Genomic DNA, 20,796 nt, shown 5'->3' on the forward strand with positions numbered 1-20,796 from the left:
ATTAGGGACAACATCCCTACCTTCACCCGCGATTCCCGCGGGTTTTCTTATTTTTTGGGGGAAGCCGCGAACGAGAAAAAAGGGCATCCGCGCCGCATGCTCCTCGTGAAAGGGATGCGGCAGGGATGCCCCGACCAAGCTTAAGCGTCCGGCTGCGCCCCGCTCCCGGCCGCGCGGACGCGCGCCGATTCGGCGGCTTCGCTGCGCATGGCGGGCGCCCCGGCGGGAAGGATCGCCGCCCGACGGCGCGACGCGATGAACAGCGCGGCCACGATCGCGGCCCCGGCCAACGTCGCCGCGGCGGCGACGATCAAGGAGACGTGCATGCCGTCCACGAACAACCGGCCGCTCTCGCGGACGACCGCCTCCCGGCTCTCGGCCGGCACCGGCGCCAGCGCATCGCGCGGCAGCGAACCGCTCTCCAGCTGCGCGGAGAGCCGCTCCGCCGCGCCGTCCGGCAGCGGCAGTCGCGCCAGCGCGCCGGGAGCCGCCGAGCGGATGTGGCCGCTGACGATCGCGCCGGTAAGGGCGACGCCGAACACGGCGCTCAATTGGCGGAACGTATTCGAGAGGCCCGAAGCAGCGCCGGCCCGCTCGGGCGAGACCGCGCTCATCAGCGCGACCGTGGCGGAGGAGCCGCACATCGAGATGCCGAGCCCGAGCAGCGACAGGGCCCACCAGTAGCCGCCGTAGCCCACGCCGTCCCTGCCGATGAGCAGCAGGCCGGCGAGCGACCCGGCGACGAAGAGCATGCCGAGCGGGATGACGCTGCGCGGAGGAAGCTTGGGCGCCAGCGTCCCTCCGATGTAGGAGAAGACCATGATGCTGGCGGTCAGCGACAGGAAGCGCACGCCCGTCTCGACGGGCGAGAGGCCGTTCGCGTTCTGCCAGTACAGGGTCAGCAGGAAGATAACGCCGTACAGGCCGAAGAAGCCCAGGAAGTTCGCGAGGGACGCGACGGCGACGACCGGGTTGCGGAACAGTCCCAGCGGGAAGAGCGGCTCCCGGCGGCGCAGCTCCCAGAGGACGAAGACGAGCAGCAGGACAGCCGAAGCGCCCAGCGTGCCCGCGATGCGGACCGAACCCCATCCCCAGGCGTTGCCTTCGATCAAACCGTAAGCCAGCAGGGCGATGGAGGCGATGAACAGCAACTGACCGGGGGCGTCCATGCCGCGCGCCTGCCGCTGCTCGGCCGGTCCTCTCATCAGCGCCAGCGCCAGGGTTACGGCAGCGCCGACGGGGAGGTTGATCCAGAAGATGCTCTGCCATCCGAACCGCTCGACCAGCCATCCGCCCAAGACCGGTCCGGTCGCCAACGCCACGCCGCCGACCGCGGACCAGATGCCGATGGCTTTGGCGCGCGCGGCGGGCTGATCGTACAGCCTTCGGATCATGGCGAGCGACAGCGGGAGGAGCACGGCTCCGAATACCCCTTGGAACGCGCGGCCGGCGAGCAGCCAATCCAGCGAAGGCGCCATCGCGCAGAGCACCGAGAACATAGTGAAGCCGACGATGCCGGCGAGGAATACTTTGCGCGGCCCGAGCACGTCGCCGATCGCGCCGGATGATAGCTGCAGGCAAGCGAAGGTAAGCAAGTAGGCATCGACTACCCACTGGAGTCCTTTCAAGCCGACGTCAAAATGCCGCTGAATGTCGGAGAGGGCGACATTGACGATCGTGCCGTCCAGATACACCATGAATACGCCGAAACAGAGGAAAAACAGCATCCACCCCCGGCTGCGGGGCGAGATCGCTTCGATCGATCGATTGGTCATGTTCATCCGTCCTTTGGCTTGCCGATTCGAACGGGCCGCGAGCGCCGTTCGGTATCTTCATTGTAGAAATTGACAACTCATTCTGTCTAATTTATCATTTGAATCAATATCATAAATTACGTTCATGCATTTGACATTCAATTGCTCTGTCAAGGAGTGTGCCGCCGATGGAATGGAACCAGATGGAGTACTTCCTGACGGTCGCGAGATTGCAGCACGTGACGCGGGCGGCCGAGGTGCTGTCGATTACGCAGCCGGCCTTGAGCCATTCGATCGCCAAGCTGGAAGAGGAGCTCGGGGTACAGCTGTTCGAGCGAAGCGGCCGCAACGTGCAGCTCAATCGCTATGGGGAGCTGTTCGCTCATCGGGTGGAGCGGGCGCTGCAGGAGATCGAGAAGGGCAAGCAGGAGGTCGAGGAGTTGACGAACCCGGAGTCCGGCGTCGTGTCGCTGGCCTTCCTGAACGTGCTGGGGACGCGGCTCGTCCCGATGCTCGTCCGATCGTTCCGGGAGCGGCATCCCGGCATCCGATTCGAATTGAACCAGGGGACGTGCGAGGACAATCTGAAGCGGCTCGCGGCCGGCGGCTGCGATCTGATCGTCAGCGCGCCTAGGTGCGGCGAGGACGGGATCGCTTGGGGGCCTATCACGGACTTCAAGGTGGACTTGGTCGTGCCGGCCGGACACCCGCTGAGCGGCCGCGACAGCGTCACGCTTGGCGCGCTTGCGGGCGAACCCTTTATCGGCCTGAAAAACCAGTGCGGTCTTCGCCTTGCGATGGATCGGATGTTCGGGAAGTGGGGCTTCGACCCCCTCGTCGCTTATGAAGCGGAGGATCTGCCGACGGTCGCGGGCTTCATATCCGCCGGGCTCGGCATCTCGCTGCTTCCTCGGACGGCGGGCGTGAAGTTGGAAGGCATCGAATGGGTAAAGCTGGACGCTGAAGACAACGAGTTCGAGGTCGGGTTGGAATGGAAGGAGAAGCGGTACCTGTCGCCGGCCGCGCGATTGTTCCGGGATCACGTCTTGGAAAAAAATCTCGCGCTTCGCTTCTGAGGCTGATAATAATTCTCAATCGTGGGCATAATGCTGGAGGACAAGTAAAAACGGCTTCGCCGTCCTTCTCGGAAAGAAAGAAAGCAACCGTCCAAGGGTTGCTCTCCGCCAAACGCTAAATTTTCGGTTCGAACGTCTTGCAGTCGGTTTCTTCGGAATTTCTCGCCTGTTGTCCGCGGTTGCTGACCACATAGATCGAGGTAGCGTTGCATTTGTTGCCATTCGCCCAATACTTGCACGAGTTCACTTCGCAGAGCACGTCTTTTGCCATGGCCTGTCTCACCTCCCGTCTTCTCTAGGATGGGTGAATCGCGGGACATTCATACCCGGACGGCGCATCGCTTCCGAGCCGAAGCGGTGCCGTTTGGGGTGTGCGTTTTTTGTTGTATAATGGGACTTATTCGAATGAGGCAGGGGGCTGGACGGACGAGATGTTCCAAACGAAGAAGCTGTTGATGCTCGGATCGGGCGAATTGGGCAAAGAAGTCATCCTGGAGGCGCAGAGGCTGGGACTGACGACGATCGCGGTGGATCGCTACGAAGACGCGCCCGCGATGCACGTCGCGGACCGCAGCTACGTCATCGATATGCTGGACAGGCAGGCCGTGCGGGAGCTGGTGCTGCGCGAGCGCCCGGATCTCATCGTGCCGGAGATCGAAGCGATCGCGACGGCGGAGCTCGTGCAACTGGAGGAGGAAGGCTTCCGCGTCATCCCGACGGCGCGCGCCGCGCAGCTGACCATGGACCGCGAGGGCATCCGCCGTCTCGCCGCGGAGACGCTGGGGCTTCCGACTGCGCAGTATCGATTCGCCGATACGTACGAGGAATTCCAGGCCGCCGCGCGGGAGATGGGCTTCCCGTGCGTCGTGAAGCCGCTCATGAGCTCTTCGGGCAAGGGGCAGAGCGTCTGCCGCTCCGAGGACGGGATCGAGCGGAGCTGGCAGATCGCCATGGAAGGCGGGCGCGTGCAGCAAGGGCGGGTCATCGTGGAAGAGTTCATCCGCTTCGAATCGGAGATTACGCTCCTCACCGTACGCTCGGTGCACGGCACGCTGTTCTGCCCTCCGATCGGCCACATCCAGCAGGATGGAGACTATATCGAGTCATGGCAGCCGCACGACATGACCGAAGCGCAGATCGAGGAAGCGAAGCGCATCGCTCTGACGATCACCGACGCGCTCGGCGGAGCGGGCCTGTTCGGCGTGGAGCTGTTCCTCGCGCAGGACAAGGTCATCTTCAGCGAAGTATCGCCGCGCCCGCACGACACGGGACTCGTGACGCTCGTCAGCCAGAACCTCTCGGAGTTCGCGCTTCACGTCCGGGCCGTCCTGGGCTTGCCGATCCCGGAGATCAAGCTCGTCGCCCCTGGCGCCAGCCGCCCGCTGAAGGCCGTCCAGGAGTGGACATCCTACCGGCTGGAGGGCGTAGAGGAAGCGCTCGCGATTCCGGACGCCCAAGTCCGCGTATTCGGCAAGCCGGTCACCAAGGTAGGCCGCCGCATGGCCGTGGCGCTCGCGACTGCGGAGACGGTCGAACAAGCCCGCGCGCAGGCGGCCGAAGCGCTGGGCAAGCTGCGTCTGTACGGAGAATAAGCAGCATTTGGCAGGCGGGGGCCGTTGACAGGGACCACGCCTGTAACTATAATGATCACAACTTATAAAGGATTCTGTCGGGACACGGCACGGCAGGCATCCGATGGACGGAAAGGGGGACGCAATCATGGCGGCCAATAGCCGGTTTGCCGTTGCGGCGCATGTCCTGTCCCTCCTGCACATTCACGAAGGCGGCCGGATCACGTCCGAGTACATCGCGGGCAGCGTGAATACGAATCCGGTCGTGGTGCGCAGGATTATGGGCATGCTGAACAAGGCCGGACTCGTGCAGACGAGTCCCGGCGTAGCGGGCGCCACGCTCGCCCGACCGATCGACGAGATTACGCTGCTCGACGTCTATCGCGCGGTACAGCCCGAGGACGGGAGCCTATTCGCGATCCACGACAACCCGAATCCCGATTGCCGGGTCGGCCGGAACATCCAGGTCACCCTCGATACGGCGTTCACGCGCGCGCAACAAGCCATGGAGCGGGAACTCGCCGGCATGACGATGGAGGAAGTCTGTCTCGACATCGTGAACCGCCCGTGAGCGCGATCCGCTCCGGGTACGCCGTACGGTAAGACTTTCGAACGGTAGACATCTATTATCTTGGCCATGAGGCGATCTCCCGCAGACCGGATCTGCGAGGGGTTCGCCTCTATTTGTCTGCAACCGGGTAATAAAGTCTATAGGGCGTTGAGCGACTATCGATGCGGATCTCGCGGCGAGGTCCGGAACAAGGGGGCTAAAACATGTTGGAATCGCGCGCATATGAGGTGGTGGAGGTGCCGGCGTACGGCGGGAGCGACGTGATGCGCACGGCCAGATGGCAGGGCCGCGCGCTCGCGCCGTTCGAGGTCGCGATAGAGATGGAGGCGGCCGGCGTATCGCAAGCCGACGTGCTGATGCGCGAAGGCGCTTATGTCGGCGGCCCCCAAGCCGCCGTTCGTTCCCGGATACGACATCGTCGGCCGCGTCCTGCACATCGGGCCCAGCGTGACGACCGTCCGGCCGGGCGACCGGGTGGCGGCGCTCACGCTGCATGGCAGCTATGCGGAGATCGTCTACCTGCCGGAGTCGGATCTGTATCCGGTGCCGGAGGAATTGGATCCCGCCGAAGCGGTCGCGGTGATCTTAAACTATATGACGGCGTATCAGATGCTGCATCGGACGGCGGAAGCGAAGGCGGGCAGCAGGGTGCTGATTCACGGCGCCGCCGGCGGCGTGGGGACGGCGCTGCTGCAGCTGGGCGCGGCGGCGGGTCTGCGGATGGCGGGCGCGGCGGGGGACGGCGAGCGCGAGCGGCTGCTCCGCTATGCGGCCGACGCGGTCGACAGCCGGCGGAGCGATCTCGGCGAAGCCCTCCGCAAGCTCGCCCCCGAGGGCTACGATGTCGTGATCGAAGGGACGGGCGGTCCGCAGGTCAAGCAATCCGTCCCTCTCCTCGGCCGGGGCGGCAAGCTCGTCGTCTACGGCGTCGCGCATCTGTTTGCGGGCGGCCGCCGGCGGGCGCAGCGGGCCGTGCGGACGTACGCCGGTCTCGCCGCCGCCAGGGTCCGGGTCCGGCTGCGGGGGAACCGCTCGCACATCTACTCCATCACCGCGTCGAAAAAACGGCATCCGGAATGGTTCGCCGAGGATCTGAGCCGGCTGTTCGACCTGCTGCGGGATCGCCGCATCGCGCCCGTGATCGCAGCTCGGATGCCTCTCTCGGAGGCGCGGCGGGCGCATGAGCTGCTGGAGCGGCAGCAGGCGTTCGGGAAGATCGTGCTGCTGCCTTCCTGAGCGCGCGATGCCTCTGAAGGGAATTGCTCCTCAAGCCCAACGGTCGCAGAGAAGCCGCCGCCCCGCCCGCGATTGCGAGAGAGGGCGGCGGCTTCCGTTCGCCATTTAGAATTTATAAGTATCGCGCTTATCCAAACTTGGAAGCCTTATTCGGCTGTCGGGGAGGTCTTCTCCCTGGCGGGCAGTTGCTTCACGTAACTATCCGACAAGGTCAGCAGCTCCAGCGCCCGCTCGTATTGGGATTGAGCGACGCCGGCAGCGCCGGCCGGCATCGTGGCGTCGTTGTCCAGCGCATAGTTGACGCCGTCCTCGAAGCCGCTGCCCGGAATGAACAAGTGCCGATCGTCGATGACCGAGCCCGAGGGCAGATAATAACGCTCCGGCAGCAGATTGCTGGTCTGGTTCAGCAGATCCTGGCCGAAGTGGAGCTGGCCGGCGAGCGGGATGCCCGCCAGATTCGCGAGGGTCGGCAGTAGATCGATCTGTCCGCCCGTCTGCGTCAGCTGCGCCGGGTAGGTGACGCCCTGGGAAGCGATGACGAGCGGGATGTTCACCATATCGGAATAGCCGTACGGACGGCCGTAGATCTCTTTCATCAGATCCTTCTCGGCGCTGTTCAGGGAGTAGATCGGCAAGCCTAGGTGATCGCCGTAGAGGAGCACCAGGCTGTTGTCCCAAACGCCGTTCTCCTTCAGCTTCGAGATGAACTGGCCGAGCGCGTAGTCCGCGTAATTCTGCGACCGGATATAATCGCCGACCAAGGTGCCTTCGTACCGTTCCGGGAGCGTCATCTTGTACTTGTCTTCCGGAATGGAGAACGGATGGTGCGCGCTCATCGAGATGACGTGCGCATAGAACGGGTTGCTCGCCCGGTCCATCCGCGCAAGTTCGGCGGCCGTCTTGTCGTACAGCACTTCGTCCGAGGCGCCGAAGAACAACGCGTCGTCCGTGCCGAAGAAATCTTTGTCGTAATAGCGGTCGAATCCGACGGCGTCATAGAGTTCGCCGCGGTTCCAGAACTCGACGACGTTCGTGTGGAACGTCGCGGTGTCGTACCCGTTGCCGCGGAGCAGCTTCGGCAGGCTGGGCAGGTCCTTGTCCACGTAGTTCATCGTCGCGGCGCCGTGAAGCGGGATGTAGAGCGACGTGTTCACCACGTACTCGGCGTCGGACGTGTTGCCTTGGCCGACCATTTGATAGAAGTTCGGGAAGTAGAAGTTGCCCGACGCCAGCTGGTTCAGGTTCGGGGTCACTTCCTGACCGTCGATCTTCAGGTTCACCAGGAAGTTCTGGAACGATTCGAGCTGAACGATGATGATATTTTTGCCTTTGGCGACATGCCAGTACTGCGGAATCTCCGGCTCCCGGATGCCCTTCAACCGGTTGATCGCCTCTTGGGTAATCTCGGACTTGTCGACGAGTTCCTCGTTGTCCGGCGCCAGGATCGAGTAGAGCTCGTAATTCAGAATGCCCATCTCCTCGGCCTTGGTCCGCTCGTTCATGCTGGCCCGGTTCGGCAACACGTTGAACAGGCAGATGGCGATGGAGACGACGAACAGCGCGGTGACGGCTTTGCGGCTCTCCCGCTTGGAGGCGATGCGGCGCCAGTCTTTGACGCGTTTGCTCGTGAAGAACAGGACGCCGATGACGACGATGTCGATAAAGATGAGCACGTAGTAAGGATCGAGCAGGGAGAAGACGCTGTTGCTGACGGCGGTCACCTGGTTCACTTGCTGCAAGGCGTGATAGGTCGCGATGACGCCGTAATATTTGTAGTACATAAAGACCGAGAAGAGGATGGCCGTCACGACCAGATTCACCAGCAGATACAGCGCGAGCTTATGCTTGCGGGCGAACCATTCGATGAGGCAGAAGACGATCCAGAAGAACGGAATCTCCGTTACGATGGTCCGCCACGAGGGGCCGTCGTCGAAGATGACGAGCCAAGCCACGCAGCTTTTGAGCAGCAAGACGAAGGTGAAGAATACAAAGGGTTTGTTGCGCCATAATCGCATAGGAGGGACAAGTGTCATGTATGCGCCTTCCTTTCTTCGCAGACTACTCTCTTTTTGAAACGGAATCGTAGATTTGGACGCAGAAAAAACAACAGGCCTGTAGCGCTTCGCAGCGAACAGCCCGTCTCTTCAGTTATCACTATATTATGCAGGCCTGCCAAGTCAATGTCAAAGGAAAGGGCCTCCAGCGCTTGACCTCCCGCCGGAGCAGATCGAGCGTGGCCGTCAGCGTGAGACCGACGCCCGGCGTGCCTGCCGATCCGGTAATCGAGCAGCCGAACGACTGTCCCGGCGGGACGGCGATCCGCCCGTGCAGCGGCCATTGCAGGTCTTTCCCTTGCGGAGAACGGGGAAGACGGTTCAGGGGTTTTTCCATTCGCGGTACCAGGCCTGCGTGCGGCTGGAGGGCAGGGTGCCGAACTCCTCCGCGAGCATCGCCGACAATTGCGCGTACTGCCGTTCCACCATGCTGTTCTCGCCCATGGCGCCGTACGCCTCCATCAGCTTGAGGGCGACCTCTTCCGCGAAGGGGAACCGGTCTTGGATGCGATGGTACCAGACGGCGCCTTCGGCGCTTCCCCGCCAGTCTTCCAAGTACTGCGCGAAACGCATCGCTTGATGGAACCAGATGCCGCGCAAGCGCTGCCGTTCGCCCTCCGCCCAGATATAGTCGTGGGCTTCCAGATAGTCCCCCCTATAAGTCGTGAGCAGCTGTTCGAACGCTTCGGCCGTATCCCGGGCGAGGGGCGGCGCCTGCTGCAGCCGATCTTCCCACTGCTCCGCCTCGTATATGCCGTCTCCCAGATCCAGCGCATAGCCGTTTCCGGCATTGACGATCCGGATGTCCAGCCCGGCGGCTTCCATCGATCTGCGGAGCTGATAGATCGTCGTATACAGTTGGGTATATGCCTTCTTGCTCTCCGTGTGAGGCCAGAGCAGATCCAGCAGCGTATCCTTGCGGGTAGGCTGATGGCGGCGGTACAGCAGGTAGGCGAACAATTCCTGCGCCTTCGTCGTGCGCCAAGGGAGCGTCTTTCCGTCGCCGTACTCGATCTGCAGGCTCGGGAAGCACCGGATCATCGGCGGAGCGGCGACGGGGGCGGGCTTCTGCTGCAAGCGGTCGGACAATCGTCCGATCGTACGGAGCAGCCGCTCGGGCTGCAGCGGTTTGAGGATATAGTCCAGCGCCTGGAGCTCGAAGGCTTTGACGGCGTACTCTTCATAGGCGGTGACGAATACCACTTCGGCCGCGGGGTGCAGGTCCTGCACTTTCTCGGCGGCGGCCAGGCCGTTCATTTCCGGCATGTCGATATCCAGGAAGACGACGTCGGGCCGGATCCGAACGATCGCCTCCAGCGCCTCTTGCGGATATTGATGCATCCCGACGACTTCGACGTCGTCGATCTTGCTCAATTGTTGGTGCAGCGCCTTGAGGGCGAGGTCTTCATCGTCGACCAGCATGCATCTCATCTCTTCGGGTCTCTCCTTCCAAGGGACGCTTCCCCTGCGATAGAGCTTTATTCTATTTTCTATTATCGGCATCCCGTTTGTCGATTTTCTGTATTAATTTGTTTAATTTTAGCGGATTCTGTTCATTTTTTGTACAGATCGAGTTGATAGGATGCATATGGACGTTAAATCAAGGCGAATGAAAGATGGTGGATGCATTGAGAACATGGTGGAGGAAATCGTTGGTCGTGACGCTCGCTTTTCTGATCGTCATCGCGAACGGGGCGTGGAGACCCGGCACGGCCCAAGCGGGGCCAGCCGATAAGCCCGACAAGTATATTACGTTTGTCTACGACAATTTTGCAGATTCGAATCCCATGGTGAACAAGCAGTTTCTCGCGCTTAACGGGGACGCGCGGTATGCCGACGACGGCGGCAAAAACGTGCTGAGAATGACCCGGAATGTCGGAAACGTCTTCGGGACGGCTTTTCCTAAGAACCGGAGAATATCGCTCACCAACGACCGCTCCTTCAGCACGTATTTCTCGTTCCGCATGCACGGCGGTTCGTCGAGTCCTGCGGACGGCATCGTCTTCACCGTGCAGACGAAGTCTAGCTCGGCGGGCGCCGTCGGCCAGGGGATGGGCTACGGCGGCCTGCAACCCAGCATCGGGATCGAGTACGATACGTATTACAATCCCGACAACAACGACCCGAGACGCATAGGCGAGACTACGGGCACGCGAAGCAACCACATCGCGGTAGATTTGAACGGCGTCACGAAGCATGCCCCGAGCGACTTCGTGAACATCGATCAAGGGCAGATGGACCTGACCAACGGCATCTACTATACCTGGATCGACTACGACGGCTTGACCGATACGCTCAAGGTCTACCTGAGCAAGACCAATCAGCTGCCGGACGCGCCGATCTTGACGAAGACGGGACTCGATCTGTCCAAGCTCTTGAACCAGGACGAGGCGTATGTCGGGTTCACGGCAGCCACGGGCGGCCAGAATCAGAATCACGATATCGACGCTTGGTACTTCAACAACGACAGCGGACCGATCGAGCCGGCGAAGTTCGATTACTTCAACGCTCCGCTCGACATTAAGCTTGGCATCGTTCCCGGCGAAGGCTCCAAACGTTCGGTGCAAGCCACGGTGTACGACCTGAACGGCGATATCGTACCGAACTACCCGGTCACCTTTTCTTTATACGACGTGCTGGGCTACCTCAAGAACGACGGCAGCCATACGTCGAATCCGGCGGATCCCGGCATTGTGTACGATGACAGCGATCCGTCCCGCGTCATCCCGCTCGAAGCGCGCCAAGTCGAGACGCGTGCGGCCTTGGACGGCGAGACGAAGGTCCTGGACGGCGGCGCGCTCGTCAACCGTTACGTGACGGTGAGGGCGAACGAGTACGGGGTCGCGACCACCGATCTGTACAGCTCCGTCAGAGACGGCTTTACGACCCATGTCAAGTCGGTCGTAGGCGGCGTCTACGGCGGGATCTCCTATGGCGGCGGGGCGTATGCGGAAGGACCCGTCTCGTTCTCGGCCGACAACGAAGGACCGCAGCTGGAAACGGCGGTCGTCGACAACGGCGACCGTGGCCGGCTGCTCGTGACCTTTGACGAGCCTGTCCTCTACGGAGGCGACGGCGGATTCTCCGTGATCGTGAATGACGACGCGGGCAACCCGATCCCCGCCGTCATTGCCGGCGGGAGCGGCACGCCGCGAGATCCGCTCGTCTTGGATCTGCCGCCGGGGGTGACGATCCCGCCCGGCTCCAAAGTGCAAGTGACGTACCGCAGCCAAGACGGCGACGTGACCGACTTGGTCGGCAACGACCTGTCGGACATCACGTCGCAGCCGGCGGACAATCCGTTCGGACCGAGCGGCGCCGCCGTCATCAACGACGCGGGACGCAGCCAAGTCGCGCTGGACTTCGGGTATCCCGTCGCCCTGAACGATCTGAACCCGGGCCTGTTCGGCATTCAATATGTCGACGGAACGACTTCAAAGCCGGTCTCGGTCACGGGCGTCACCTATGACGGCTCCGATACGAGCCGGTTGATCCTGACGCTGGGCGGCCCGGTGCCGGCAGGAGCGCCGGTCGCGCTGAATTATCAGCCGACCGCTGGCTTCCCCGGCATTACCGACCTGAACGGAAACACGTTATCTCCGCTCGGGAACTATCCGGTGCGGAACCAATTTGGGCCTGTTCATGCGGCCGTCGTCAACGACGAGAGCCGCCAGACGGTCCGGGTCGAGTTCCCGTCGCCCGTCGCGCTGACGGGGGACGTCAAGGATGCGTTCCTCATCCGGATCGCCGGCGCGAGCGCGCCGGTGTCCGCATCTGACGTTCAAGTGGACGGTTCGAACCCGAACGCGCTGCTGCTGACGCTGCGGCTCGACGAGCAGGCGTTCCCGGACGGCGTGCCGTTCGGAGCGGCCGTCACGCTGGACTACGCGCCGGCATCGGCCATCGTCCAGGAATCGGGCGGACAAGGACGGGAGCTCGCGCTGCAGAACGGCTTCCCGGTGGACAACCAGCTGAAGCCGCAGCGCGCCGCCGTCCTGGACGATGAGCAGCGGGATCGCGTCAAGGTCACGTTCGATTCGCCGATCCGCGTGGATCCGGGCAGCGAAGACGCCTTCATGCTCCATCTGAGCGGCGATTCGTCGCCTATTCCCGTCACGCGCGCCGAAGCGGATCCGCAAGATCCGAATGCGATGATCCTGACGCTCGAGCTGGATAGCGGGAAGTATCCGGAAGGCGTGCCGGCGGGCATCGCCGTGTCGATGGATTACGACCCGTCGAAGGGCCGGGTGGAGGGGGCGAACGGCTTCCCGTTGTCGCCGCTGTCGAACTTCCCGGTTCGCAACGCGGATGCCGCAGGCATCGTCTTGACCGCGAACCCGGCCGCGATCGTAGGCGACGGCAAGTCCCGGACGGAGCTGAAGGCCGTCATCACGAAGCCGGACGGCTCCCCCGCGGCCGGAGTAACGGTGAACTTCGGCGCGCCGGCGGGCAAGGGCAGCTTCCCGAACGGGGCGACTGCCGTGACGGATGCGAGCGGCATAGCCACGATCCCGTATCAATCCTCGGCGATCACGGGCGTCGATCCGCAGCGGATCCTCGTCGTCGCCAAGGTCAACGACGCGGAGCAGGGGCTGATCGCTCAAGCGCAGATTGACATCGAATTCGCTCCGGCCTCCGTAGAGGGCGTGGTCACCAGCGATAACGAGCCGGTATCGGGAGCGGTCGTGACCATCACCGGACCGGACGGCTTCACGAGCACCGTCACTACCGGACCGGACGGAGCATACGCCTTCGTCGTTCCGAAGGGCAACACGACGTACGACATCGCGGTCACGCGTCCGTTCGGGGCCTCCTCCAGTCCCGTGACCTACAAGCAAAAAGTAAACGTGGGCGACGTGGCCGGCACCGGCCACGAAATCGTTCCGTCGACCCGGACGGTAACGGGGATCGTCGGCTCCAAAGGACCGGACGGGCAAAGCCTCCTGTTCGATCCGGCGATCGTCGGCCAATTGAAGGTCTACCTGAAGGATGCGGATACGGGCGTCTATCTGACCGATGCGGCGACCGGCAACGGTTGGTTCCCGCTCGCGGGTGCAGGCGTGTTCAGCATCGATAATGCCGTTCCGAATCAAGCATACCAATTGGAAGTGCGCTACGTGCTGCCGGATCCGGCCCGCCCGGACGACCGGCGGTATGACCGGGAGATCGTTATCAACGCGCTTGACAACAACGGGACGCTGCCGGTCATCAAGCTGACCCAGGACGGCGAGCTCAACATCCTGGAAGCCTTGATCGATCCGTACGGGGATATTACGGACGCCAAGACGAACGCGCCGGTCGACGGCGCAGTCGTCAAGCTCTATTACGCCGATACGCCGCGGAACGCCGCGAACGGCGTGACGCCGAATACGCCGGTCGCGCTGCCGGGCATCCCGGGCTTCGCGCCGAACGACAATGCCAATCCGCAGGCCGGCAAGGACGGCGGCAAGTACGCGTACTTGGTCTATCCGACTACCGACTATTATGTGGTCGTCACGGCGGCGGGCTATGAGACGTACACGAGTCCGATCCTGGCCGTCGAGCATGCCATCGTCAGGCACGACGTGAAGCTGCAGCCGGTATCGGGAGGTTCGAATCCGCCGGTGGTCACGCCTACGCCGACACCGACGCCGCCTGTGCAGCCTGCAGTAGGAAAACCGGGATTGACGGTGAATCTGACGGTCGATCGCAGCGCCTACGAAGAGAACGGCACGGCGACGATCGTCGTGGACCATCTGAATGACGGAACGGCCGTCCTCCCGTCCGGAGAGATCACCGTAACCTTGCCCGAAGGCGCCAAGGTCCTTGATGCGGACGGCGGAAAGGTGACCGGAAACAAGATCGTCTGGACCGTATCCGGTCTCGCGGCAGGCAATGGTGGCCAGCATAAGATCAAGGTGCAATGGCCTGCGATCTCCGCAGCCGAGCAAGTCGTCGAAATCGCAGGACAAGGCGCCGCGAACGGGACGGAGCTGGCCCATCCGGATGCCGCCCGCGCTTCGGCGAAGGTGCTGCTGTACAGCAACCGCTTCGGCGAGACCGTCCACATCCGCTACATTCTGGGCTATCCGGACGGCAAGTTCCTGCCGGACCGCCACCTTACGCGCGCCGAGCTGGCGGCCATCATCGCGCGGCTGCTGAACGGCGGCGGCACGACCGAGCATGCGGCCTATGCCGACGTGCCGGCCAAGCATTGGGCGAGCGGATACATCCGGATCGTGACCGATCATGAGATCTTCAACGGGTTCAACGACGGTACGTTCCGTCCGGACGTCCCGGTTACCCGCGAAGAGCTGGCAACGGTTATGGTCCGCTACCTGAAGCTGAATGTCTCCCAGCCGATTCATTCGAACTTCGCGGACACGCAAGGGCGCTGGTCTTCCGCCGCGGTCGAGGCGCTGTTCCGCAACGGGCTGACGACGGGTTACCCGGACGGCACGTTCAAGCCGGGCAGCGGCATCGTCCGCACGGAAGCGGTGACGCTGATCAACCGCTTGCTGTTCCGCGGTCCGCTCGCGAACGTCGCGCCTTCTTTCCCGGACGTGAAGGCTGACCACTGGGCGTTCGGACAAGTGGAAGAGGCGACGCATTCGCACGCCTCCACCCGAGCTTCGAACGGCAGCGAAGTGTTCGTGAAGCAAGTGGAAGACCAAGTAAAATAACGGCTTGACCTTCATGATCCCGAATCGGCCTTGCACCGGTTCGGGATTCTTTTCGCCCTTTTCCGAGGACGGCGAAGCCGGGTTTCTTGGATGGGGACGGAAGCGGGGGCGTCGGATGCTCGAAGTTTCGGCGCCTGCTGTACATCTGTGCGCAATTGCGCTATTCTCACTTCATCGGCATCTGGCGCTGAGATCGAGGAGAGGGGAATGACGGATGGCTGGCAAACGCATCGCCTTGTCGTGGAGCGGCGGCAAGGACAGCTGCATGACGCTGGACAAGCTGGCGAAGGCGGGGGAGGAAGTGGCTTGCCTGCTCACGACCGTTCCGCGCGAGATCGGACGGACGTTCGGGCACGGCGAACGGACGGAGCTGATCGCGGCCCAGGCTGACGCGCTGGGCTTGCCTGCGGAGTTCATCGCCTGCTCGTTCGACAGCTACACGGAGGATTACGTCGCGCGGCTCGGGGAGCTGAAGGCGATCTACGGGTTGGAGGCGATCGCGTTCGGCGATCTGTTCCTGGCCGAGCACCGCGAATGGGGAACGCGCGTTGCGGAACGGGTCGGCCTCGAGGCGCTGTATCCGCTCTGGATGCCGCCGGGGGAGACGGGGGAAGCGCTGAAGGCGTTCGTAGCGTCGGGCTACCGGGCGGTCGTCATCCGCGTGCGCGACGAGGCGCTGTCGCCTGCGTGGCTGGGACGGGAGCTGGATGCGAGATTTTACGCGGATATTTTGCTGGAACGGAATGTCTGCCCGATGGGCGAAGGCGGCGAATATCATACCTTCGTATATGACGGCCCCTTATTCCGGAAGGCGGTCGATTGGGTGCCCGGCGAGCGGCTTCGGTTGGAGACGACCACGCGGTTGGATATCGGACCTCCGACGGCTTAGCGCAGGATGAGACGGCAAGACCCCCGGTTCGCTTAGAACCGGGGGTCTTCCTAATGTATGGGCATGATTACTCGTTCTCTTTGGGTGTCTGGTCGAGCAGCTTCCGATAGATGGCCGTCATCAGCGCGATCTCCTCGGGATCCAACGGATCGAAGAGCTTGTCGATCAGCGCTTCCTGCTTGATCCTGATCTGCTTCATCGCTTTGCGGCCCTCGTCGGTGATCTCCAGCTTGACGACCCGGCGGTCGTTCGCGTCGTTCACCCGCCGCACCAGATTCTGGCGCACCAGCTTGTCCGAGATGACGGTCATGCCGCCCGAAGTCACGCCGACGAGCTGCGACAGATAAGTGCTGGGCTTGGGGCCTTCGGTGTTCAGGACGTCCAGCGTTATCGCTTGGCTCTGCGAGATCTCGAGCGGATTGTTCTTGCTCCACTCCGAAGTCCAGAGCCGCGCGTGCATGCGCATCATATCAACCAACCGTACCAGCTCTTCGTGTTTGCTCACGCAGAACCTCCACATCCAAGATCTTCTCTTCGCCAGAATATTCGATATTGCTCGCGGAGTCAAATTTATTCCGGCCGGTTGAATGTGGCGGAGCCCATCTCGAACGGCGTCGTGACTCCTTCGTACATGAGGTGCATCGACATGCCGACGGCGGCATGGGTCAGATTGTGGCAATGATCCATCCATAATCCCGGATTGTCGGCCGTGAAGGCGACTTCGTAGACGTCGCCTTGGCGGACGTCCAGCGTGTCGGACCACCAAGGACTGCCGTCCGCGCGTTCGCCGTTGCGGGACAGGACGAGCATATGATGGCCGTGCAGATGCATCGGGTGGTCGACCTGGCCGCGGTTGACGATCTTCACGCGGATCCGCTCGCCTTCCCGGACCATGAACATCGGCGTCTTGGGGAACACTTGCCCGTTGATAGTGTACAGATTCGTGAAGCTTCCATCATAGAAGCCGAATTTGTTGTCCAGCACCATCGTGAAGTTCCGGTCGAACGGCGTGTGCTCGTCAAAAGGGACCTCGGCCGGCTGTCCGTAGTGAAGCGGATCGAACGCGCGCGTCTTCGGAAGAGCCGGGATCTCGCCGCCGCCGTCCGCGCTTAGCAGAATGCCCCGTTCCTTCGATCCCCCGACGCTGAGGAAGACGGGATGGTCCGGCATCAAAAAGACCAGGTCGGCCCGGCCGCCGGTCGAGAGTTCGACGTGCGTGTCCGTGAGCTCCCCCGGTCCGTTCAGATCGGTGCCGTCCAAGGCCGCCACCCGGAAGGGCGCGCCCGCCAGCGTATAGCGCTGGATGGTCCAGTCGTCGGTGTTGATCAAGCGCAAGCGAACTTGCGTGCCCGGGGCTGCCCGCTCCCGGCGTACCGTATCGTCGTTGCCGACGGCGCCTTGGTGGGTGATCGCGACGATGTCCTTGATTCCCGCATCCTGGCCGCCGGCCGGCTCGACGACGAGCGGGCCGAACAGTCCGCGTTGAACGGCTTCCTGCGAATCCTGGTGCGAGTGGTACCAGAACGTCCCTGTCTGCTCGGCGCGGAACCGGTAGACGAAGGTCTCGCCCGGCCGAACGGCGTTCTGCGTGGCGCCGGCTACGCCGTCCTGCGCGTTCGGGACGTCGAGGCCGTGCCAATGGATCGTGACGCCCTCGGCGATGTCGCGGTTGATCAGGGTGACTTCGACAAGCTCGCCTTGGCGCATTCGGAGCTCCGGGCCCGGCATCTGGCCGTTATACGTCCAGGCGTCGATCGTCTTGCCCGAGCTGAGCGTAACCTTGGCTTCCTGGGCCGTCAGCGTGAAGCGGCGGTCGGGCGTCCCGGAGACGTCCCCGGTCAATCGGGTGACCGGCAGCGAAGCGGCGTTGCCGGCTGCCGCGGTTGCCGCTGCGGCCTCGCCGTGGCCGGCGCCGTGCGGGAACGCGATACCGCCGCCGTAGTCCATCGCGCCTTCGTCCATGCGCAGATGCTCCGGCAGCCGGCTCGCTTGGGCGTTCAATGCGATGCCGCCGGTCGCCAGCGCTCCGGCCACGGCCAGTACGGCGAGCGTACGCATGGAACGCTTCCAGAGTGGCGGCAGCGTGGCCGACGCGGCGTCGCGGTCGTTCAGCAGCCGGCGCCAGCGATACCACTGCAGATGGGACAGACCAACGATGAGAAGACCCAGCAGCAGCAGCGGGAGAATGAGATCCGCGGGGATGAAGGGGACGGGCGGCACCAGGTAGAAGTAGATCGCGGTCAGGGCGCACAGGGCGGCGCCGCGAAGCGGGACGACCAGCAGCGGATGCGACGCTTGGCGGAACAGCTCCGGGTCCAGCGGCGCGCCGGTCCTGCGTCCCGACTCCCGCCAGATCCAGAAGAGTCGCGGAACCGCGCACCCGACGACGAACAGGGCCGGGATGACGACAATCGGCAGATGGACGGCGACGCGATCCTGGGACAGGATCCATTCCGAGTGCGCCCATACTTCGACCACCGCCCAGATCTCCATGCCGATCGCGGCTATTAGCGCGGCCATCCAGGAGATCGTCTTGCGCGTCTTGCGGCGCAGCCGTTCGGCCGAGCCGCCGTATCTCAGCTTCGCGGCGCTCGCGCCGGCCCGCCAGGCGAAGAGGGCGATCAGGAACAGCACGCCGATCTCGATATTGCTCCAAAGGCTAAACATCATGGTAGAGCTCCCTCCGTACGGTTATCGTTCTGTTGCTTCCATCTTAAGACGGACGCGGCGAAGACCGAACCGCCCGGGGGAGGGTTTTGAACCCCGACCTGAGGTGGAGTGGGTCTCCGACTAGGGTTGCTCGATGCGGATGCTGCCGCTGTCGGTGCGCACCTTCACGAGTTCCTTCGTCTGCTGCTTGGATTCCGGCGCCTTAATGGATCCCGAGTCGGACTTCAGATCGTAGAAGCCGCCGTAGGCTTCGGGCAATTGAATGCGCACGCTCCCGGAATCCGTTTTGACGTCGACGCCGGATGCGTCATCCTTCTGCAGCCGCACGCTGCCGGATTCGCTCTTCACCGCGACGGCGCCGGTCACGCCGCTCAGCTTGACGCTGCCCGAATCGGAGGAGGTCGTGAGCTTGGCCTTGATGCGCTCGCCTTGAATGCTGCCCGATTCGGACTTCACGGTCAGGCTGTCCCCGGCGAAGCCGGCTAGATGGACGCTGCCGGAGTCGGCGCTGACGGCCCAACTGCTGCCGGCGAAGTCGGCCAGATGGACGCTGCCGGAGTCCGATTTGATGACCGCATTGCGGGCGGCGGCGCCGTTCAGATGCAGCGAGCCGGAATCCGACTTGACGACCAGGGAGTCGAGCAACGTCTCGTCGGAGATCGAGACCGTGATCGTCTGCGCTTCGCTTGGCTTGATGAAGTCCAGGTTGAAGACGAACCAGCGCGGATTTTCCTTCAAGTTGAGGGTCAAGCTGCCGTCCGAGATGCGGGTCCCGTTGAGACGGTCGGCGATCTCCTGTTCGACTTTGCCTTCGAAGAGAACCGAATCGGTGCCGTCCGTGCTATGGACGAAGTTCACGTCCGTGCGCTTGTATTCGTTGTCGACGATCAATTCGCGAAGCTCGCCGCTGCCGAACGTCCACTTCTGCTCGTGTACCTGCAGCGTCTTGTCGGATTTGTCGGCGTTGAGATTATAGAACGCGAGCCCGCCCGCGCCGATCAGAATGAGTCCTAGTGCGATTAACAGCCATTTCTTCATGAGTAAGTCCTGCCTCTCCACATATTTACATTCCAGCGCAGATATACCGCAGTCAGCCAGATCCACAGCTTCGCGGCGTAGTAGGTGACGAAGACCATCAGCAAGCCTACCCCGAGAGCGGCCATCGTTACGAACAGGAACGCGGGAGAATAATGCGCGTTCAGCACCCATTCGAGCAGCACGGCTCCCGGCGAGAGCAGCAGGCCGACCGTGGCGGCCGCGACGCCGAGCAGCGCCGACCAGAGCGATGCGCCGATCGGCAGCATGATGAGATTCAGGAAGAAGAGAAGAATGGCCACGCCCAACATACGGGGGACGTCGCGTTCCACGGGCGGCTGCGGGGGGGCCGGCGGATAGCTGAAGCCGAGCGCTTGCGCCGCGATGCGCATCGGATCGCCTAATTCATAGGCGATTTGTTCTTCCGACTTGCCGATCTGCTCGCCGGAGAGGAAGTAAGCGTCAATGTCTTGGAGCATGCGATCGCGCTCCGGTTCGGGCATCGGCTCCAGATAGTGGCGGAGCGAGCCTAGGAATTGCTTCTTATTCATAGCGATCTCCCTTTTCGATTGCGGCTTGCGGCATGTTGCGTTTGCCTTTCACTGTTTTCATTCTATTCGATTTCCTTTTGTTCCCTAACCGACGCCGGAACGGTTTTGTACCCCGACTAAAGTTGGGGGCGGAACTCTCTTGGGACAACTTCCGGTTTAACGGCGGCGGGGGTCGGGTAATCAAGGTCTACTTCGCCTATTTTTGAACGAAGACGCAATTTGGACTATATTTTGCCACACATTTGTGATAAAATGTTCACATATAGCAGCGCTTTCATGAGGAGGTTAACCATCATGAGAAAAGACATGACCAACGCATTGAAATGGATCGCGACCGTGATTATCGGATTGGGCATCCTGTTCAGCGCCTTCAATATGCACCAGTTCAGCGACGAGAACCTGGGTCTGATGATCGGACTGGGATTCTTGGTCGGCGGATTGCAGATTCTGCTCTTCGGCGTCGCCGCCCCGTTGATGATGAGGAAGTCGGAGCAAGTCTCGGAGCCGGACCCTTCGAAGGAACCCGCTTGAGGATGTAGGTCATTTCTGGCTGAGCGACCAAGGACTGCCGCTGCGGAGAGGATTTCCCGCATGCCGGCGGTCTTTTTGCGTTGTTCTGTTTGAACAAAGGTCGAATTGGTGAACAAATTATTGCTAAATATCAAACAAAGATTGACGCCTTTGTTAACAGTAGAGAACCGCGCTCTCCTTTCTGCTATGTTAAGGG

General features: G+C 62.4%; 16 protein-coding genes. 7 read left to right on the forward strand and 9 right to left on the reverse strand.

Annotated features, from left to right (window positions below; genetic code table 11):
* Positions 1-140: 140 nt before the first annotated feature.
* Positions 141-1,775: an MFS transporter gene (locus H7C19_RS04155; RefSeq protein WP_185141320.1), complete on the reverse strand. Its 1,635-nt coding sequence runs from the start codon at positions 1,773-1,775 to the stop codon at positions 141-143.
* 167 nt (positions 1,776-1,942) lie between these two features.
* On the opposite strand from H7C19_RS04155, the gene H7C19_RS04160 reads away from it, so the two are divergent.
* Positions 1,943-2,830, forward strand: a complete 888-nt coding sequence (locus H7C19_RS04160) for a LysR family transcriptional regulator (protein WP_185141321.1) — start codon at positions 1,943-1,945, stop codon at positions 2,828-2,830.
* A gap of 115 nt (positions 2,831-2,945) precedes the next feature.
* On the opposite strand, the gene H7C19_RS04165 is transcribed toward H7C19_RS04160, so the two are convergent.
* Entirely contained in the window at positions 2,946-3,101 is a 156-nt protein-coding gene (locus tag H7C19_RS04165) for a DUF1540 domain-containing protein (RefSeq protein WP_185141322.1), read from the reverse strand.
* Positions 3,102-3,261: 160 nt separating this feature from the next.
* On the opposite strand from H7C19_RS04165, the gene purT reads away from it, so the two are divergent.
* From purT to H7C19_RS04180, 3 genes are all read left to right on the forward strand, one after another.
* Positions 3,262-4,422, forward strand: a complete 1,161-nt coding sequence (purT, locus tag H7C19_RS04170) for a phosphoribosylglycinamide formyltransferase 2 (RefSeq protein ID WP_185141323.1) — start codon at positions 3,262-3,264, stop codon at positions 4,420-4,422.
* Between the two features lie 127 nt (positions 4,423-4,549).
* Complete coding sequence (locus tag H7C19_RS04175; RefSeq protein ID WP_185141324.1) at positions 4,550-4,972, forward strand: Rrf2 family transcriptional regulator; 423 nt, start codon at positions 4,550-4,552, stop codon at positions 4,970-4,972.
* Positions 4,973-5,344: 372 nt separating this feature from the next.
* Positions 5,345-6,208, forward strand: a complete 864-nt coding sequence (locus H7C19_RS04180; protein WP_185141325.1) for a zinc-binding dehydrogenase — start codon at positions 5,345-5,347, stop codon at positions 6,206-6,208.
* Positions 6,209-6,354: 146 nt separating this feature from the next.
* On the opposite strand, the gene H7C19_RS04185 is transcribed toward H7C19_RS04180, so the two are convergent.
* The 3 genes from H7C19_RS04185 to H7C19_RS04195 form a co-directional block, all read right to left on the reverse strand.
* The gene (locus H7C19_RS04185; RefSeq protein WP_185141326.1) at positions 6,355-8,241 is read right to left on the reverse strand and encodes an LTA synthase family protein; all 1,887 of its coding nucleotides are present in this window, start codon (positions 8,239-8,241) and stop codon (positions 6,355-6,357) included.
* 121 nt (positions 8,242-8,362) lie between these two features.
* Positions 8,363-8,599: a hypothetical protein gene (locus tag H7C19_RS04190; RefSeq protein WP_185141327.1), complete on the reverse strand. Its 237-nt coding sequence runs from the start codon at positions 8,597-8,599 to the stop codon at positions 8,363-8,365.
* The gene (locus H7C19_RS04195) at positions 8,584-9,693 is read right to left on the reverse strand and encodes a response regulator (protein WP_185141328.1); all 1,110 of its coding nucleotides are present in this window, start codon (positions 9,691-9,693) and stop codon (positions 8,584-8,586) included. Before H7C19_RS04195 ends, H7C19_RS04190 begins: the two co-directional genes overlap by 16 nt.
* Before the next feature lie 197 nt (positions 9,694-9,890).
* Between H7C19_RS04195 and H7C19_RS04200 the strand changes: the two genes are divergently transcribed.
* On the forward strand, positions 9,891-14,924 hold the full coding sequence (locus H7C19_RS04200; RefSeq protein WP_185141329.1) for an S-layer homology domain-containing protein: 5,034 nt from the start codon (positions 9,891-9,893) through the stop codon (positions 14,922-14,924).
* A gap of 214 nt (positions 14,925-15,138) precedes the next feature.
* Positions 15,139-15,813 (forward strand): Dph6-related ATP pyrophosphatase, encoded by a 675-nt coding sequence (locus H7C19_RS04205; RefSeq protein WP_185141330.1) that lies wholly within the window; start codon positions 15,139-15,141, stop codon positions 15,811-15,813.
* Between the two features lie 67 nt (positions 15,814-15,880).
* Here H7C19_RS04205 and H7C19_RS04210 read toward each other — a convergent pair whose 3' ends face one another.
* The 4 genes from H7C19_RS04210 to H7C19_RS04225 form a co-directional block, all read right to left on the reverse strand.
* Positions 15,881-16,318, reverse strand: a complete 438-nt coding sequence (locus H7C19_RS04210) for a MarR family winged helix-turn-helix transcriptional regulator (RefSeq protein ID WP_185141331.1) — start codon at positions 16,316-16,318, stop codon at positions 15,881-15,883.
* Between the two features lie 65 nt (positions 16,319-16,383).
* Positions 16,384-18,480, reverse strand: a complete 2,097-nt coding sequence (locus H7C19_RS04215; RefSeq protein ID WP_221469024.1) for a multicopper oxidase family protein — start codon at positions 18,478-18,480, stop codon at positions 16,384-16,386.
* Between the two features lie 123 nt (positions 18,481-18,603).
* Positions 18,604-19,521, reverse strand: coding sequence for a DUF4097 family beta strand repeat-containing protein (locus tag H7C19_RS04220; protein WP_185141333.1), 918 nt, complete (start codon positions 19,519-19,521; stop codon positions 18,604-18,606).
* The gene (locus H7C19_RS04225; protein WP_185141334.1) at positions 19,518-20,069 is read right to left on the reverse strand and encodes an HAAS signaling domain-containing protein; all 552 of its coding nucleotides are present in this window, start codon (positions 20,067-20,069) and stop codon (positions 19,518-19,520) included. The genes H7C19_RS04220 and H7C19_RS04225 overlap by 4 nt, the downstream gene beginning before the upstream one ends.
* 294 nt (positions 20,070-20,363) lie before the next feature.
* Here H7C19_RS04225 and H7C19_RS04230 point away from each other — a divergent pair, with 294 nt between their 5' ends.
* A complete protein-coding gene (locus H7C19_RS04230; RefSeq protein ID WP_185141335.1) occupies positions 20,364-20,600 on the forward strand; it encodes a hypothetical protein in 237 nt (78 codons plus the stop codon).
* The last annotated feature ends 196 nt before the right edge of the window (positions 20,601-20,796 follow it).

Origin of the sequence: Cohnella nanjingensis (assembly GCF_014212125.1) — a bacterium.
In the GTDB taxonomy this organism is placed as follows: domain Bacteria; phylum Bacillota; class Bacilli; order Paenibacillales; family Paenibacillaceae; genus Cohnella; species Cohnella nanjingensis.